The organism is Comamonas sp. FUJ_7, assembly GCF_057369555.1.
The window spans coordinates 343,420-359,589 of record NZ_JBXXZI010000001.1 but is presented as its reverse complement, the minus strand read 5'-3'; the positions used below and the strand labels follow the sequence as shown (position 1 = coordinate 359,589).

Sequence of the window (16,170 nt, the reverse complement as noted above, 5' to 3'; positions counted from 1 at the left end):
CCAGCGGTCGGTGTACCGCCTATGGGCTCTCATTCGTTGCAAGTCATGGCTTGCGACCTACTAAACCGCCGTGTATCCGGACGGCGGTGGCTTTTATGAACGGAACATTGATGACGCACTCTTTCGCTCGCCGTCAGGCTCTGCGCGGCTTGGCCGTTGCTGCTCTCGCCTCCTCCTCCCTGCTGTCCACCGCTCAGGCGGATACGCCCAAAGTGCTGCGTGTCTCTGCCATCCCCGATGAAGCGCCGACCGAGCTGCAGCGCAAGTTCAAGCCTCTGGGTGAATACCTGTCGCAAGCTACCGGCATGAAGGTGGTGTTCACCCCTGTCTCCGACTATGCGGCTGTGGTCGAATCTCTGGCCACCAAAAAGCTGGACATGGCATGGCTGGGCGGCTTTACCTATGTGCAGGCCAAGATTCGCACCCACGGCACGGCCATCCCCATCGTGCAGCGCGCCGAAGATGCGGTCTTCACCAGCCAGTTCATCACGGCAGACCCGGCCATCAAGACTCTGGCCGACCTCAAGGGCAAGACCTTTGCCTTTGGCGCACCCTCGTCCACTTCGGGCAGCCTGATGCCGCGCTTCTTTTTGCAGCAAGCCGGCCTGAACCCTGAAAAAGACTTCAAGACCGTGGCCTACTCCGGCGCACACGATGCCACCGTGGCCTTTGTCGCTGCTGGCAAGGCCGAGGCCGGTGTGCTCAACACCTCGGTGTGGGACAAGCTGGTCGAGTCCAAGAAAGTGGACACCAGCAAGGTGCGCGTCTTCGCCACCACGCCCACCTACTTTGACTACAACTGGACGGTGCGCGGCGATCTGGACCCCGCCATTGTCAAAAAGCTCAAAGACGCCTTCCTGGCACTGGACCCCGCCAAGCCCGAGCACAAGGCCATCATGGACCTGCAGCGCGCCAGCAAGTTCATCGCCACCGACACCAAGAACTACGACGGCATTGAAGCCGCCGCCAAGTCCGCTGGTCTGCTGAAGTAAAGACTTCAAGCCTTTTTGACTGTCAGCGCTTATCCAAAAAGCGCTGGCAGCTATTATTTTCAGAGTATTCGTCTCATGAGCTTCATGCTGGACGATGTGGGCCTGACCCACAGCAACGGCTTTACCGCCCTGTCCCAAATCTCACTGTCCGCCACGCAGGGCGAGAGCATTGCGCTCATCGGTCCCTCGGGGGCGGGCAAAACCTCGCTGCTGCACACCATTGCCACCGCCCACCTGCCCACTGCCGGGCAGATGCAGGTGCTGGGCCAGCCCGTGTCTGCACAATCTGCCGCCCGCGGCCTCAAAGCCCTGCGCAGCCGCATAGGCACGGTGCACCAGAGTGCCCCCATTCCGCTGCGCCAGCGCGTGGTGACGGCCGTGCTGGCCGGCAAGCTGGGCCAGTGGCCACTTTGGAAGGCACTGGCATCACTGGTCTACCCACAGGACATGACGGGCGCACGCGAGGCCCTGGCCCGTGTACAACTAGAGAACAAGCTTTTTGCCCGCTGTGACCAGCTCTCCGGCGGGCAGCTGCAGCGCGTGGGCATTGCCCGCGTGCTCTATCAAGGTGCCGAGCTGATGCTGGCGGACGAGCCCGTCTCCGCACTCGACCCCGCACTCTCTCAGGCCACGGTGCAGCTGCTGGTGCAAGAAGCCGCGGCGCGCAATGCCACGCTGGTGGCCAGCCTGCATGCGGTGGACCTGGCGCTGAGCAACTTTGCACGTATCGTCGGCATACGCGATGGCCGTATGGCCTTTGATCTGCCGGCTGCGCAGGTCAGCCAAGCCCAGTTGCAGGCGCTCTATGCCCGTGCCGACGGCAGCGCGGCCAGTCTGCCCACGCTGTACAACCCGCAGGCCACGCCTGATCTGCCACCCTCGGCTGCCGCCCCCATTCAGGTGATGGCATGCCGCTGAACAAGGCGACGTCAGCAAAATCAGCGGAACCAGCAGCAAAACGCTACCGCGATCCGGCAGCGCGTGGGCGTCTGGCATGGCTGCTGGTGGCTTTGGTAGTGCTCTGGCCCATGGCCCAGACCTCGGGCTTCTCGCTCCAGCCTTTTTTGGATGCCAACAACCTCAAAGTCATTGGCGGCTTTCTGGTGCAATTTCTGCCGCCCGACACCAGTGGCGAGTTTCTGGAGTATCTGACGCAGGCCACGCTGCAGACACTGGCCATTGCCACGGCCGGCATGGCGCTGGCTTTTGTGATTGCCGTGCCCATGGCTTATCTGTCCACGGGTGCCGCGCGTGAAAAGGTCACGCTCAATCCTGTTGCCCGTGGCGTACTCACCATCCTGCGCGGCATCCCCGAGCTGGTCTGGGCACTGGTTTTTGTGCGCGTCTTCGGCCTAGGGCCCGCCGCTGGCGTGTTGGCGCTGGGCCTGACCTACGGCGGCATGCTGGCCAAGGTCTATGCTGAAATTCTCGAATCGACGGACCCTGCACCCGCCCGCGCCCTGCGCGCTAGCGGTGCTGGGCGCTTGCAGGCCCTGCTCTATGGGCTGCTGCCGCAGGCCGCCAAAGAACTGACTTCATACACCGTGTACCGCTGGGAATGCGCGGTGCGCGCCTCTGTGGTTATGGGCTTTGTGGGGGCTGGCGGCCTGGGCCAGCTCATGGATCAGGCCATGAAGATGCTCAACGGCGGCGAAGCGGCCAGCATCCTGCTGGCCTTCATGCTGCTGGTGGCTGCCGCCGATCTGCTGTCGTGGTGGCTGCGCCGGGCGCTTGACACCGCCCCTGCTGACCGCGCCCTGCCCTTTGGCTGGCGTACCGCTGCATTTTTAATAGCTAGCAGCGCAGCACTGTGGTGCAGTCTGCGGCTTTTGGATATTGATTTCTCGGCGCTTTTCACCGCCGATGCCGCTGCCAGCATGGGCGACTTTGTGGGTGGCTTCTTCCCGCCGGATTTAAGTCAGCCCTGGCTGCTCAAGGTACTCCAAGGCGTGTGGGAGACGCTGGCTATCTCCATCATCGGCACACTGCTGGCCGTTGTTGGCGGGCTGCTGCTGGCCCTGCCGCGCTGGCGCGCTCCGTGGAATGGGCTGCTCAATGTGCTGCGCTCCGTACCCGAGCTGGTCTGGGCCACCATCACCGCACTGGCCGTGGGACTGGGCCCGTTTGCCGGCGCACTGGCTCTGGCCCTGCATACAGCTGGCGTACTGGGCCGCCTGTTTGCCGAGGCCTTGCAAAATGCCCCGCCCGCCCCCGCCGCCGCGCTCAGGCTCAGCGGCAGCAACCGCTTTCTGGCTTTTTGCTACGGCACCCTGCCCGGTGCCGCGCCGCAGTTGCTGGCCTATACGCTGTACCGCTGGGAGATGAATATCCGCATGGCCGCCATTCTGGGCTTTGTGGGCGCTGGCGGTCTGGGGCAATTGCTGTACTTTGAGCTGTCTTTATTCCATTACGCGCAGGCCAGCACGGTCATCATTGCCATGCTGTTACTAAGCATTGCCGTGGACTGGAGCAGCGCCGCCCTGCGCCGCGCCATGCGCTGAGCATGACAGTCACAAGGCGGAAAAGCCGCTCAAATCCTCACAGCGGCTTTTCTTCCAGCTGCTTCAGGTATGCATCGGCAGCATCGAGCTGTTTCTCGCTGAAAACACGCACGCCCATCTGCTCGAGCGCCGCCGCTGTCACGCCTTGGCCCGCGATTCGATGACCGAGAAAATGGCCATCGGCCACCAGGCTGCTGCCGCAAGAAGGACTACCTTCTTTCAGAATGGCCAGCTTGATTCCCTCCCGGCGAGCCAGATCCACGGCCAGTTGCGCGCCTTGCCTGAAACTCTCACTCATATCCTGGCCCTGGAGGTCTTGCACCCGGGCTTGTGCCATCAGCACTTGGCGGGCCGATTTGCCGGGCTCGATCTCCACTGGCGCGCGCGGAATTGGCAGTCCACCAGCTACTTCGGGGCACAGAATTCGCAAACGCCCCTGCTGCTGCCAACGCTCTAAAACGGGGTGACACACTTGTGCATGCCGCCCGTCATAGCGCACCGGCTTACCAAGCAGGCAAGAACTCACTAAAACGGGAAGACGCAATGCAAGAGAGGCAGAAGACATGGTTTCAGAGGGCTTGGCTTGCGTGATGGGGCTCACGCCTAGCCTCCATTGTCGCTGCTCGGTCAGCGCCGCTTGATCACTCCTGCCCCCAATCTCCGTTAGGCTTGGGTATTTCTTTCTGACACTCCAAACCCCATGCTTTTTATTGGCTTCAAACTTTTGCACCTTCTGGCCGTCATCATTTGGGTGGGCGGCATGTTTTTTGCCCATTTCTTCTTGCGCCCTGCCGCTCAGGGTCTGCAGCCGTCTGATCGCGTGACGCTGATGCACGGCGTGCTGCAGCGCTTTTTTGCCTGGGTGCTGGTGCTTGCCGTAGTCGTGCTGGTCTCTGGCATTGGCATGATTGGCAGCATTCATGCCATGGCGGCACAGGCCGGCGGCCAGTTCAACATGCCCATCAACTGGATGGTGATGAGTATTCTGGGCGTGGTGATGATGGCCGTGTTCGGCCATATCCGCTTTGCGCTGTTCAAGCGTCTGAACACCGCAGTCACGGCCAAGGACTGGCCCGCAGGCGGCAAGGCGCTGGAGAGCATGCGCAAATGGGTCTCTCTCAATCTGGCTCTGGGCCTGGTGATTGTGGTCATGCTGCGCTTGCCGCTGTAAACACCAGCTGAGCTGCGCCGCACTCACCCCCAGCGCCAACAGGCCCGGTCTTGATGACCGGGCTTTTTTTACGCAAAAACGGGCTTCCAGGCCCTATAGACCTGCACTCTCAGCTCTATCTTCAGTCGCAAAACAGCCGGGTAAGAGCAGAAAAAATCGGCCATGTCCCCCAAAAAATTAGCTGACATTTTTTTGCGATTGCACAATAATTGCCCGCCCAATCATTGACCAGTCAATCATTGCCAATATCCACACCCACACCTACCGACTTCGTCATCGATCCGCAGGATGAAGCCAGCTACTTCTACAAGGCCGGGGTCTATGCACCGGACAAAAGCATTGGCTTTCTCATGCGCCGGGTACTCAGCTCCGTACTGCAGCTGGCCGATGCCCAGCTGGCCGAGCATGGCCTGACCTATGTGCAGTGGCTGCCGCTGTACAAGCTGCTGATTTGCGCCGATACCAATTGCAGCACGCTGGCCAAGGATCTGGCCATGGACCCCGCCTCCGTCACCCGTGCGCTGGATCGCATCGAAGCCAAGGGTCTGCTGCGGCGCGAGCGCTCCACCACCGACCGGCGCGTCGTGCATCTGGTGCTGACCGATGAAGGCCGCAGCGTTGCCGCGCACGTTCCGCAGGTGCTGACCCGTGTACTCAACGGCCATCTCAGTGGCTTCAGCCACAGCGAATGCACGCTGATGCTGTCCATGCTCCAGCGCATGCTGGCCAATGGCGATGCGCTGCGCGAGGCCATGAGCCAAGAATCGCTCAATCCTTCGCCCCCCATGAACGAGTCATAGAGCAGCCCCAAAGACCAGGGCTGCACTTTGCCTTCCGATTTCTTCACCGCCCTATTTCAATAAAAACCACTGGCACTTTTCCATGACCTCCAGACTTTTACCGACTCCCGCAGCGCCGCGCACCGCACGTCAGCCGCTGCTGGCCACTGCTGCGCTGACGGCTGCATTGGCCTTGGCAGGCTGCGCCTCACAAGGGCCAGCCCATAGACCACTAACCACGCTTGGCGCGACCGATGTGGGCCTGAACGCAGCAGCAGATACAGCAGACGCTACCGCACTCGCTTCTTCTCAGTGGTGGACGAGTCTGGGCGATGCCCAGCTCAATCAGCTCATCGATCAGGCCCTGGCTGGCAGCCCCAGCTTGGCCGCCAGCAACGCCCGCTTTGAAAAGGCTGCGGCGCTGGCCACGGCCAGCAGCACGGCCACGGACATTCACGGCACGCTGAGTGCCGATGCCACGCGCCAGCGCTACACGGCCAACGGCATGATTCCCGCGCCCATTGCAGGCAACACCTACAACAGCGGCAATCTGCAGGCCGGTCTGTCCTGGTCACCCGACTTCTTTGGCAAGCATGGCGCCGAGCTGCAAAGCGCTCTGGGCCAGGCCCGCGCCGCCAAGGCCGACAGTGCGGCTGCTGCCAACCAGCTGGCCTCTCAAGTCGCACGCAGCTACATCACGCTGGCTCGCCTGATGGCACAGCAAGAAGTGGCCGAGCGCACGCTGGCCCAGCGTCAGGCGCTACTCAATCTGAGCGAGCAGCGCACCCAGGCCGGTCTGGACAGTCAGGTCGAGCTGACACAGGCCCAAGCCGCCATGCCCGATGCCCGCACCCAGATCGAGATGCTGGCCGAGCAGATCACGCTGGCGCGCCGAACCATTGCCGTGCTCTGCGCGCAGGCACCCGATGCACAGAATGCGCTGTCGCCCAAGCTGTCCACTTTACGCATTCAGCCTGTACCCCAGACGCTGAGCGCCGACCTGCTGGGCCGCCGCCCCGATGTGGTCGCCGCGCGCTGGCGCGTGGAGTCGGCCACGCAAGGCATTGAGTCCGCCAAGGCCGACTTCTATCCCGATGTGAATCTGACCGCTTTTATCGGCCTGAACGCGCTGGGGCTGGACAATCTGCTGCAGGGCAGCTCGCGCCAGATGGGTATCACGCCCGCGCTGCGTCTGCCGATTTTTGACGGCAAGCGCCTGCGCGCCCAGCTGCGCGGCAAGCAGGCCGACCTCGACACCGCGATCGCCCAGTACAACGGTGCCGTGCTCGATGCCGTCAAGCAAGCCGGCGACGCGATTGCCTCCGTGCAATCGCTGCAGCGCCAGCAAGCATTGCAAAAAGAGTCGCTGTCCAAAGCCGAGCGCGCCTATGACTTTGCCGTGCAGCGCTATCAGGCCGGGCTGGGCACGCAGATCACCGTGCTCAACACTGAAACCCAGCTCATCACCCAGCGCCGTCTGGCCGTGGACCTGCAGGCCCGCGAACTGGACACCCGCGTGGCCCTGGCCACTGCCCTGGGCGGCGGCTGGACAGACGACACCGCCACGCTGGCCCTGCAGTAAGTCTCAAAAAACTATTTCATAGCAGCTTGCGCTTTCTATTCAATACTTTCAAGGCAAAAACATGCCAAAAGGATTGATTGGCTAGCGCATGCAGCTCCTCTTTTTCATAGCGCAAAACCGCTTCATACATAACAAAGCGCCAACACCATGACCGATACCAAGCCTGCCCAGCCTGCTCCTCAAGCTCCAGCAGCAGCCCCTGTCGCCGCATCACCTTCAGCCAACCCCGCAGGCCGCCGCAAGGGCCTGACCATCGTCGCAGCCGCCGTCGCCGTCGCCGCCATTGCCTGGGGCGGCTGGCACTGGATGGTGGCCCGCAACTACCAGACCACGGACAACGCCTATGTGGCCGGCAATGTGGTGCAGATCACGCCGCAGGTGGGCGGCACCGTCATCAGCATCGGCGCGGACGACACCGACTACGTCAAGGCCGGTCAGGTGCTGGTGCAACTGGACCCCGCCGACTATCTGGTGCAACTGGCCCAGGCCGAGTCGCAACTGGCCCAGACCGCGCGCCAGACGCGCACCCTGTATGCCAACAACGCCCCGCTGGCCGCCCAGGTGGCCCAGCGCGAAGCCGACCTGCTGCGCCTGAAGGCCGACGCCGCCAAGGCCAATGACGATGTAGCCCGCCGCCGCCCTCTGACTGTGACCGGCGCCGTGGGCAAGGAAGAGTTTGACCACGCCAAGGCACTGGCCACCGCCGCCAGCAACGCGGTGGTGGCCGCCGAAGCCGCCGTGCGTGCCGCCAAGGCCCAGCTGACGGCCGCTGAAGCCCAGACAAAAGGCACAACGGCCGAAGACTTCCCGACCGTCATGGCCGCAGCAGCCAAGGTGCGCGAGGCCTATCTGGCGCTGCAGCGCACGCGCCTGATCGCCCCCGTGGACGGTTTTGTAGCCAAGCGCGGCGTGCAACTGGGCCAACGCGTGGCTGCGGGCTCGCCCCTGCTCACCGTGGTCGATCTGCACAAGCTCTGGGTGGACGCCAACTTCAAGGAAAGCCAGCTGGCCGATCTGCGCATGGGCCAGAAGGTGGAGCTGACGGCCGATGTCTACGGCGACAAGACCCGTTATGAAGGCCAGGTCGTGGGCCTGGGCGCAGGCACGGGTGCCGCGTTTGCGCTGCTGCCCGCGCAGAACGCCACCGGCAACTGGATCAAGGTGGTGCAGCGCGTTCCCGTGCGCATCAGCCTGGAGCCCGAAGCCCTCAAGCAGCACCCGCTGCGCGTAGGCCTGTCCATGGATGCCAAGGTCGATATCCGCAATCAAGATGGCCTGGCTCTGGCCAACGCCCCGCGCACCGAGCCTGTGGCTCAGACTGCCGTGTACGACGGCACGCTGGCGCAGGCCGAAGAGCGCATCCGCCACATCATTGCTGGCGACAAGCTGCCTGCGCTGACCCAACTGCCAGAGATGACTGCTGCGGCCCCTACCACGGCGGCCGCTCCTTCGGCCACTGCACCGGCACCTGAGCCTGCACAGTAAGACGGCGCCAGCACTTATGCACTCCCCCTCTTCTGTGCCTGCACCGCTCAAAGGTGCCCCCTTGGTGCTGGGCACGCTGGCTTTATCGCTGGCGACCTTTATGAACGTGCTGGATTCCTCCATCGCCAACGTGGCCATTCCGGCCATCTCGGGCGATGTGGGCGTTAGCCCAAGCCAGGGCACCTGGGTCATTACCAGCTTTGGGGTGGCCAATGCCATCTCCGTGCCGCTGACGGGCTGGCTCACCCAGCGCTTCGGCGCCGTGCGCTTGTTCACCATGAGCGTGCTGCTGTTCGTGCTGACCTCCTGGCTCTGCGGCTTTGCCTCGTCGCTAGAGGCACTGGTTTTCTTTCGCGTGCTGCAAGGCCTGGTCGCCGGCCCCATGATTCCGCTGTCGCAAACCCTGCTGCTGGCCAGCTACCCGCCTGCCATGGCCGGGGTGGCGCTCTCGCTGTGGGGCGTGACCACGCTGGTCGCGCCCGTGGTCGGGCCGCTGCTGGGCGGCTGGATCACGGACAACATCTCCTGGCCGTGGATCTTCTACATCAACGTGCCCGTGGGCCTGCTATCGGCCATGATGACCTGGAGCCTTTATCGCAGCCGCGAGACGCCTAAGCGCAAGCTGCCCATTGACACCATTGGCCTGTCCCTGCTGGTGCTCTGGGTGGCCGCGTTGCAGCTGATGCTGGACAAGGGCAAGGAGCTGGACTGGTTTGCTTCGTCAGAAATCATTGTCTTTGCCGTGGTTGCCGTGGTCGCCTTTGCCATCTTCGTGGTCTGGGAGCTGACCGATGCACACCCCGTGGTGGATCTGCGCCTGTTCAAGGGCCGCAACTTTGCGGCGGGCTCGATAGCGCTGTCCATTGCCTACGGCTTGTTCTTTGGCAACGTGGTACTGCTGCCACTGTGGCTGCAACAGTGGATGGGCTACACCTCCACCTCCGCCGGTCTGGCGCTGGCCCCCGTGGGCATACTGGCCATCGTGCTGACGCCCATCGTGGGCCGCAAAGTGGCGGTGTGGGACCCACGCAAGATGGCAACCGGCGCTTTTATCGTGTTTGCCCTTGTGCTGTGGATGCGCTCGCGCTTTACGGTGGAGACAGACTTTGGCCATATCCTGATTCCCACGCTGATTCAGGGCGGCGCCATGGCCTTCTTCTTCATCCCGCTGACAACCATCACACTGAGCGGTCTATCGCCAGATCGCATTCCCGCCGCTGCGGGCCTGTCCAACTTTGTGCGGATTACGGCCGGCGCCATGGGCACCTCGATTGCCACCACACTGTGGGAAAACCGGGCCTCCATGCACCACGCGCATCTGACGGAGCTGCTGGTGCAGGGCCAGGGCACTTTTGCTGTCACGGTCAAAAACCTGCAGGCCGCTGGCATGAGCGCCGAGCAGGCCTACGCCCAGATCAACCGGCTGATCGACCAGCAGGCCTTCACCCTTGCGGCGGACGATATCTTTCTGGCCTCGTCCTTTATGTTCCTCAGCCTGATCGTGCTGATCTGGTTCACCAAGCGCCCTGCCGCCCACAGCTCAGGGGCCGATGCTGCAGCCGGCGCGCATTAGTCGCTACTGAAATTTCATATAAAAATAGCTTCCAGCGCTTGTTCAGCAAGCATTGGAAGCTATTTTTTCAGGAGTATTCAATCTGAAGCGACCTGCTTGTCCAGACGGCGCAAAAACACCTGCAGCTCCTTGACGACCTGCGAATCCCCCTTGGCCTGTGCGCAAGCCAGTCCCTGCTCCCAGGCATGACGCGCCGCCTGCGCATCGCCCAACGCCAGCTCCACCTTGCCCAGCTGCTTCCAGGCCACCGAGTAGCTGGCATCCAGCGCCGTCGCCTGCAGCAGATGCTCTCGTGCAATGCCCATCTGCTCCTCATCGGCATAAGCCTTGCCCAGCGTATAGCGCAGCAGCGCCCCATCCTTGCCCTGAGCCAGCAGCTTTTCCAGATTTCCAACCATGGGATTCATGGCCCACACTCCTTTTGTCACCTTTGTCGAAGTCAGAGTGTCGCACCGTCCAGCCTGACAACGCAGCAATGCCCATGCAATGTTTGCCAGCACAATCGAAGCATGATGACCCGCCACCCACTCCAACCTCTCGCACTACTTGCCACCGCTCTCAGCGTCGTCTTTTTGAGCGCCTGCTCAACCACCGGCAATCAGACCCGCAAGCCTTTTGCTGAATGCACGCCCGCCAGTCAAGTCGACACACCCGCCAAGATCAAGACCTCCTCCAATGTCCGTATCGACCCTGACTGGTATCCCGAGGGGGCACTGGTCAAAGTGGTCTATCAGTTCGAAGTCACGCCCGAAGGCAAGATGGGCCGCAAGATCTATCAGCCTGAGGATGCCGACCCACGCATCATCAAAGCCATCGAAAGATCCTTTGCCCGCTGGCGCTTCACGCCCGCCCTGCGCAATGGCCAGCCTGTCACCACCTGTTTCGAGCAGCCCTACGACCTGATCTTCAAGAAGCAGTAACAGCCACTCCTGGGCCCTATCGAAAACCCCAGAAGTTGCAAATTGCGGTGGTGCAGGCCCGTGATGCACCGCTAGAATTGCCTGCGTCAGGAGAGAGTGCCAGCGGCCCCAGCCGCCCGGCACCGCCGAAGGCGCAGATGGCCAGTCCATCCAAACGCTCAGGCAAAAGGACTGACAAGCGCTGCGCGGCGTACAAGCTGCCAGCGTTCCTTGCTGGAGAGAGATGTGAGCCGCCATTTCATGGTGCGCCTGCATCCACCGAAGGAGCAAACTGCCCGACATCACTGCGGCAGTGAATCTCTCAGGTAAAGCGGACAGCAAGGCAAGCCCGCCGCGCATGGCAGCCGTCATGCAGGGCCACTCATATGGGTTGAATAACCGGAGCGCTTGCCTGTGACTGCTGCAACCTCGCCTGACCTGCTAACCACACCTTTGTTCGACCTGCACCAGAAGCTGGGCGCGCGCATGGTGCCGTTTGCCGGTTATTCCATGCCTGTGCAATACCCGCAAGGGCTGATGGCCGAGCATCTGCACACCCGCAAGGCGGCAGGACTGTTCGATGTCTCCCACATGGGCCAGCTCTTGCTGCGCGGGCTAGATGCAGCGGCAGCTCTTGAGTCGCTGATGCCCGTTGATGTCATTGACCTGGGCCTGCACAAGCAGCGCTACGGACTGCTGCTCAATGAAGAAGGCGGCATTCTGGACGACCTGATGTTCGTCAACCGGGGCGACGACCTGTTCCTCATCGTCAACGGTGCCTGCAAGGTGGCCGACATGGTCCATATCCAGAAACACATCGGTCAGCGCTGCGAAGTCGTGCCCCTGCCCGACCGCGCCCTGCTGGCACTGCAAGGCCCTCAGGCCGTGACAGCGCTGCAAAGACTGATCCCCAGCGTCAACGCCCTAGTCTTCATGACCGGCAACTACTTTGACTGGCAAGGCCATGCGTTCTACATCACGCGCAGCGGCTATACGGGCGAGGATGGGTTTGAAATCTCCCTGCCCGCCCATGTGGCACAAGCCTTTGCCGAGACGCTGCTGGCCCAGCCCGAAGTCGCCCCCGTCGGCCTGGGTGCCCGCAACTCGCTGCGCCTTGAAGCGGGTCTGTGCCTGTACGGCAACGATATTGACACCACGACCACTCCTGTCGCAGGCGCTTTGAACTGGGCCATCCAGAAAGTGCGACGCAGCGGCGGTGCACGCGAAGCAGGCTTTCCCGGCGCTGCCATCGTGCTGGAGCAGCTACAAAATCCGCAGCAGCTGACGCGCAAGCGCGTTGGCCTGCTTGCACAGGAACGCACTCCCGTGCGCGAGCCTGCGGTGCTTGAAAACATGGACGGCCAGCATATAGGTCACATCACCAGCGGCCTGCTCAGCCCCACTCTCAACCAGCCCATTGCCATCGCTTATGTGGCGCCCGACTATGCGGCCGTAGGCACCGAAATCTTTGCCCTGGTGCGCGGCAAGCCCGTGCCCATGAAGGTTGCTGAGATGCCCTTTGTGCCCACCAACTACTACCGTGGCTAGGTCTGTCGCCGCGCATGAGAGCGGCCAGTTTGCCCAACAGCACTCAGAACGCCGCTAAAGTGCGGGCTGGACCTTTCTCCAACACAACCCCGATTCCTCCGAATCCCTGAATTCCCCATCTGGAGCTTTGCATGAGCATCAAATATTCCAAAGAACACGAATGGATCAACGCCGCTGACACCAATGCCGCGATTGTCGGCATCACCGTCCACGCACAAGACGCACTGGGCGATGTGGTGTTTGTCGATCTGCCCGCCGTCGGCACCATCTTCAAGGCCGGCGACGTGACCGGCGTGGTCGAGTCCGTCAAGGCCGCTGCAGACGTATACATGCCCGTGACCGGTGAAATCGTTGAAGTCAACGAAGACCTGCGCAACGACCCCTCGCTGGCCAACAGCGACCCGCTGGCCACCGGCTGGTTCTTCAAGGTCAAGATGAGCGACGTGAGCGAGCTGGACGGCCTGATGGAAGAAACCGCTTACGAAACCTTCGCCAAGGGCAATTAATGGCACAAGGCCTTCGCCAATGCGAAGGCTTTTTTATGCCCGGTTCCACCAGCCAGGAATCGCCAGTCACAGCTTTAGAGAATAGGTCCCTCCCATGCTGATGTTCCCTCCCGTTGCTACGCTTGAGTCTCTGGAAAACAAGCACGAGTTCATTGCCCGCCATATCGGCCCCGATCGCGAAGAGCAGCAGACCATGCTGGCCGCCATTGGCAAGCCCACGCTAGAGGCCTTGATCGCCGAGGTCGTACCTGCCTCCATCGCGCGCACCAAACCCATGGACCTTCCAGCACCGGTGACGGAAGCTGCTGCACTGGCCGAGCTCAAAGCCATTGCCAACAAGAACCAGATTCTCAAAAGCTTTATCGGCCAGGGCTACTACGGCACGCACACACCGGGCGTCATCCTGCGCAATATTCTGGAGAACCCCGCCTGGTACACGGCCTACACCCCCTACCAGGCCGAAATCTCACAGGGCCGCATGGAAGCACTGGTCAACTTCCAGACCATGGTGACCGACCTGACCGGCATGCCCATCGCCAACGCCTCCATGTTGGACGAAGCCACGGCAGCCGCCGAGGCCATGACACTGGCCAAGCGCTCGGTCAAATCCAAGAGCAACCGCATCGTGCTGGCCGGTGACCTACACCCGCAGACCATCGAAGTCATACAGACCCGCGCCGCGCCCATTGGCATGGAAGTGATGGTGGCCAACAGCAAGGCCGAGTGGCAGGCGGCGCTGGCCGGCGACTTCTTCGCCGCCGTTATCCAGTACCCCGCATCGAGCGGCTGGATTGTGGACTGGAAGGCCGATGTGGATGTCATTCACGCCAAGCAGGCCGCCGCCATTGTGGCCACCGATCTGCTGGCCCTGACCCTGCTGACGCCGCCCGGCGAATGGGGGGCCGACATTGTGGTGGGCAACAGCCAGCGCTTTGGCATGCCCATGGGCGCCGGTGGCCCCCACGCGGCCTTTATGGCTTGCCGTGATGAATACAAGCGCTCGCTGCCAGGGCGCCTCGTCGGCGTCAGCGTCGATGTGCATGGCAAGCCGGCCTATCGCCTGGCGCTGCAAACACGCGAGCAGCATATTCGCCGCGAAAAAGCCACCTCCAATATCTGCACGGCCCAGGTACTGCCAGCAGTGATCGCCAGCATGTATGCCGTCTACCACGGTCCGCAAGGCCTCAAGCGCATCGCCCAGCGCGTAGCGCGCTTCACGGCGATTTTGAGCCGGGGTCTGGCCCAGTTGGGCTTTAGCGCTCACCACCATGACACGGCTTTTGACACCATCAGCCTGCACACCAAGGACGCTACGGATTCCATAGCTGCTCGCGCAGTGGCCAAGGGCGCCAACCTGCGAAAAGCCTGGAATGAGTACCTGTGCATCAGCCTGGACGAGACCACGACCCGCGCCGATGTGGAGCTGATCTGGAGCATCTTCGCCAAAGACGGCCAAGCCCTGCCAACCATTGAAGCCATGGATGAAGGTCCGTCCTCGCTGATTCCCGAAGCGCTGCAACGCAGCTCGGCCTATCTGACGCACCCGGTCTTCAACACCCATCACTCCGAAACCGCCATGCTGCGCTATATCCGCAGCTTGAGCGACAAGGACCTGGCACTGGACCGCAGCATGATCCCGCTGGGCAGTTGCACCATGAAGCTCAACGCCACCAGCGAGATGATTCCCATCACCTGGCCGGAGTTTGCCAACATCCACCCGTTTGCACCCGCCAACCAGTTGCAAGGCTACGCCGAGCTGGATGAATTGCTGCGCGGCTGGCTATGTCAGGCCACCGGCTATGCGGGCATCAGCCTGCAGCCCAATGCGGGCTCGCAAGGTGAGTACGCCGGTTTGCTGGCTATCAAGGCCTTCCACGAATCCAAGGGTGAAGCGCACCGCAATATCTGCCTCATCCCCTCCAGCGCCCACGGCACCAACCCCGCCAGTGCGCAGATGGCCGGTTTGCAGGTCGTCGTCACCCAATGTGATGACAAGGGCAATGTGGACATGGCCGACCTCAAGGCCCAGTGCGAAAAGCACAGCGCCAACTTGGCCTGCATCATGATCACCTACCCCAGCACGCACGGCGTGTTCGAGACCCAGGTGAAAGAGCTGTGCCAACTGGTACACAGCCACGGCGGCCGCGTTTATGTGGACGGCGCCAATATGAACGCGCTGGTGGGCCTGGCAGCGCCCGGCGAGTTTGGCGGCGATGTCAGCCACCTGAATCTGCACAAGACCTTCTGCATTCCCCACGGCGGTGGCGGCCCCGGCGTTGGCCCCGTCTGCGTCGTCGAAGACCTGGTGCCCTTCCTGCCTGGCCACGCTACGGGCGGCGATGTGCGCAATGTAGGCGCCGTCAGCGCAGCGCCATTGGGTAACGCCGCCGTGCTCCCGATCAGCTGGATGTATATCCGCATGATGGGCGAACCCGGCCTCAAGCTCGCCACCGAAACTGCGATCTTGAACGCCAACTACATCAGCGCGCGCCTCAAAGACCACTTCCCCACGCTGTACGCGGGCGAGCACGGCCATGTGGCGCACGAATGCATTCTGGACTTGCGCCAATTCAAGGAAAGCTGCGGCGTGATGGCCGAGGACGTGGCCAAGCGATTGATCGACTACGGCTTTCACGCGCCCACGCTGTCCTTCCCCGTGCCCAACACGCTGATGGTTGAGCCTACCGAGAGCGAAAATCTCTACGAGCTGGACCGTTTCATCGAAGCCATGATCGCCATCCGCGCCGAGATTGCCGAGATTGAAGCGGGCAAGCTGCCGCAGGACGACAACCCGCTCAAGAACGCGCCGCACACGGCCGAGGCCTTGCTCGCGGCCGACTGGAAGCACAGCTACAGCCGCGAAGCTGCGGCCTACCCCCTACCCGCCCTGCGCCGCGCAAAGTACTGGAACCCTGTAGGGCGCGTGGACAACGTCTACGGCGACCGCAACCTGTTCTGCAGCTGCGTGCCCCTGAAGGCCTATACAGATTGAGGCAAACCTCTGGCATCTGAGAAGGACTGTGACTGCAGGTACGACACAGTCTCCTTTTTAGGCGGAACAAAAAGTCAGAAACCTTATAGAGAGGGAGCAAAAAGCTATCATTTAGTGAACAAGAGAGTCTCTAAAGGCCCCG

Annotated in this window: 14 protein-coding genes and 2 riboswitches; of the genes, 12 read left to right on the top strand and 2 right to left on the bottom strand. The window is 62.2% G+C overall.

Going from position 1 to position 16,170, the window contains the following annotated elements:
* Positions 1 to 110 precede the first annotated feature (110 nt).
* The 3 genes from AC2I9W_RS01615 to phnE all read left to right on the top strand — a co-directional run bounded on the left by AC2I9W_RS01615 (position 111) and on the right by phnE (position 3,493).
* Positions 111 to 992, top strand: a complete 882-nt coding sequence (locus tag AC2I9W_RS01615) for a putative selenate ABC transporter substrate-binding protein (RefSeq protein WP_486408332.1) — start codon at positions 111 to 113, stop codon at positions 990 to 992.
* A gap of 75 nt (positions 993 to 1,067) precedes the next feature.
* Positions 1,068 to 1,910 carry a phosphonate ABC transporter ATP-binding protein gene (locus AC2I9W_RS01610; protein ID WP_486408331.1) on the top strand — a complete coding sequence of 281 codons (843 nt, stop codon included), beginning with the start codon at positions 1,068 to 1,070 and terminating at the stop codon, positions 1,908 to 1,910.
* Positions 1,901 to 3,493, top strand: coding sequence for a phosphonate ABC transporter, permease protein PhnE (gene phnE / locus AC2I9W_RS01605; protein ID WP_486408330.1), 1,593 nt, complete (start codon positions 1,901 to 1,903; stop codon positions 3,491 to 3,493). Before AC2I9W_RS01610 ends, phnE begins: the two co-directional genes overlap by 10 nt.
* Positions 3,494 to 3,530: 37 nt before the next feature.
* Here the strand turns inward: phnE and AC2I9W_RS01600 are convergent, their stop codons facing one another.
* Positions 3,531 to 4,058, bottom strand: coding sequence for a 2-thiouracil desulfurase family protein (locus tag AC2I9W_RS01600; protein ID WP_486408695.1), 528 nt, complete (start codon positions 4,056 to 4,058; stop codon positions 3,531 to 3,533).
* A 135-nt stretch (positions 4,059 to 4,193) separates the two neighbouring features.
* Between AC2I9W_RS01600 and AC2I9W_RS01595 the strand changes: the two genes are divergently transcribed.
* The 5 genes from AC2I9W_RS01595 to AC2I9W_RS01575 all read left to right on the top strand — a co-directional run bounded on the left by AC2I9W_RS01595 (position 4,194) and on the right by AC2I9W_RS01575 (position 10,083).
* Entirely contained in the window at positions 4,194 to 4,664 is a 471-nt protein-coding gene (locus AC2I9W_RS01595; RefSeq protein WP_486408329.1) for a CopD family protein, read from the top strand.
* A 224-nt stretch (positions 4,665 to 4,888) separates the two neighbouring features.
* Positions 4,889 to 5,464 (top strand): MarR family winged helix-turn-helix transcriptional regulator, encoded by a 576-nt coding sequence (locus AC2I9W_RS01590; RefSeq protein ID WP_486408328.1) that lies wholly within the window; start codon positions 4,889 to 4,891, stop codon positions 5,462 to 5,464.
* Positions 5,465 to 5,546: 82 nt separating this feature from the next.
* Positions 5,547 to 7,025 (top strand): efflux transporter outer membrane subunit, encoded by a 1,479-nt coding sequence (locus AC2I9W_RS01585; RefSeq protein ID WP_486408327.1) that lies wholly within the window; start codon positions 5,547 to 5,549, stop codon positions 7,023 to 7,025.
* A 147-nt stretch (positions 7,026 to 7,172) separates the two neighbouring features.
* On the top strand, positions 7,173 to 8,510 hold the full coding sequence (locus tag AC2I9W_RS01580) for an EmrA/EmrK family multidrug efflux transporter periplasmic adaptor subunit (protein ID WP_486408326.1): 1,338 nt from the start codon (positions 7,173 to 7,175) through the stop codon (positions 8,508 to 8,510).
* 16 nt (positions 8,511 to 8,526) lie between these two features.
* Positions 8,527 to 10,083: a DHA2 family efflux MFS transporter permease subunit gene (locus AC2I9W_RS01575; RefSeq protein ID WP_486408325.1), complete on the top strand. Its 1,557-nt coding sequence runs from the start codon at positions 8,527 to 8,529 to the stop codon at positions 10,081 to 10,083.
* Positions 10,084 to 10,160: 77 nt separating this feature from the next.
* On the opposite strand, the gene AC2I9W_RS01570 is transcribed toward AC2I9W_RS01575, so the two are convergent.
* Positions 10,161 to 10,490: a hypothetical protein gene (locus AC2I9W_RS01570; protein ID WP_486408324.1), complete on the bottom strand. Its 330-nt coding sequence runs from the start codon at positions 10,488 to 10,490 to the stop codon at positions 10,161 to 10,163.
* Positions 10,491 to 10,592: 102 nt separating this feature from the next.
* Here AC2I9W_RS01570 and AC2I9W_RS01565 point away from each other — a divergent pair, with 102 nt between their 5' ends.
* From AC2I9W_RS01565 to gcvP, 4 genes are all read left to right on the top strand, one after another.
* Positions 10,593 to 11,003, top strand: coding sequence for an energy transducer TonB (locus AC2I9W_RS01565; protein WP_486408323.1), 411 nt, complete (start codon positions 10,593 to 10,595; stop codon positions 11,001 to 11,003).
* 77 nt (positions 11,004 to 11,080) lie between these two features.
* Positions 11,081 to 11,187, top strand: a riboswitch (glycine riboswitch).
* Positions 11,188 to 11,206: 19 nt separating this feature from the next.
* Positions 11,207 to 11,331: riboswitch (glycine riboswitch) on the top strand.
* A gap of 65 nt (positions 11,332 to 11,396) precedes the next feature.
* Positions 11,397 to 12,530 (top strand): glycine cleavage system aminomethyltransferase GcvT, encoded by a 1,134-nt coding sequence (gene gcvT / locus AC2I9W_RS01560; protein ID WP_486408322.1) that lies wholly within the window; start codon positions 11,397 to 11,399, stop codon positions 12,528 to 12,530.
* 131 nt (positions 12,531 to 12,661) lie between these two features.
* Positions 12,662 to 13,036 (top strand): glycine cleavage system protein GcvH, encoded by a 375-nt coding sequence (gene gcvH, locus AC2I9W_RS01555; protein ID WP_486408321.1) that lies wholly within the window; start codon positions 12,662 to 12,664, stop codon positions 13,034 to 13,036.
* A gap of 94 nt (positions 13,037 to 13,130) precedes the next feature.
* On the top strand, positions 13,131 to 16,028 hold the full coding sequence (gcvP, locus tag AC2I9W_RS01550) for an aminomethyl-transferring glycine dehydrogenase (RefSeq protein WP_486408320.1): 2,898 nt from the start codon (positions 13,131 to 13,133) through the stop codon (positions 16,026 to 16,028).
* The last annotated feature ends 142 nt before the right edge of the window (positions 16,029 to 16,170 follow it).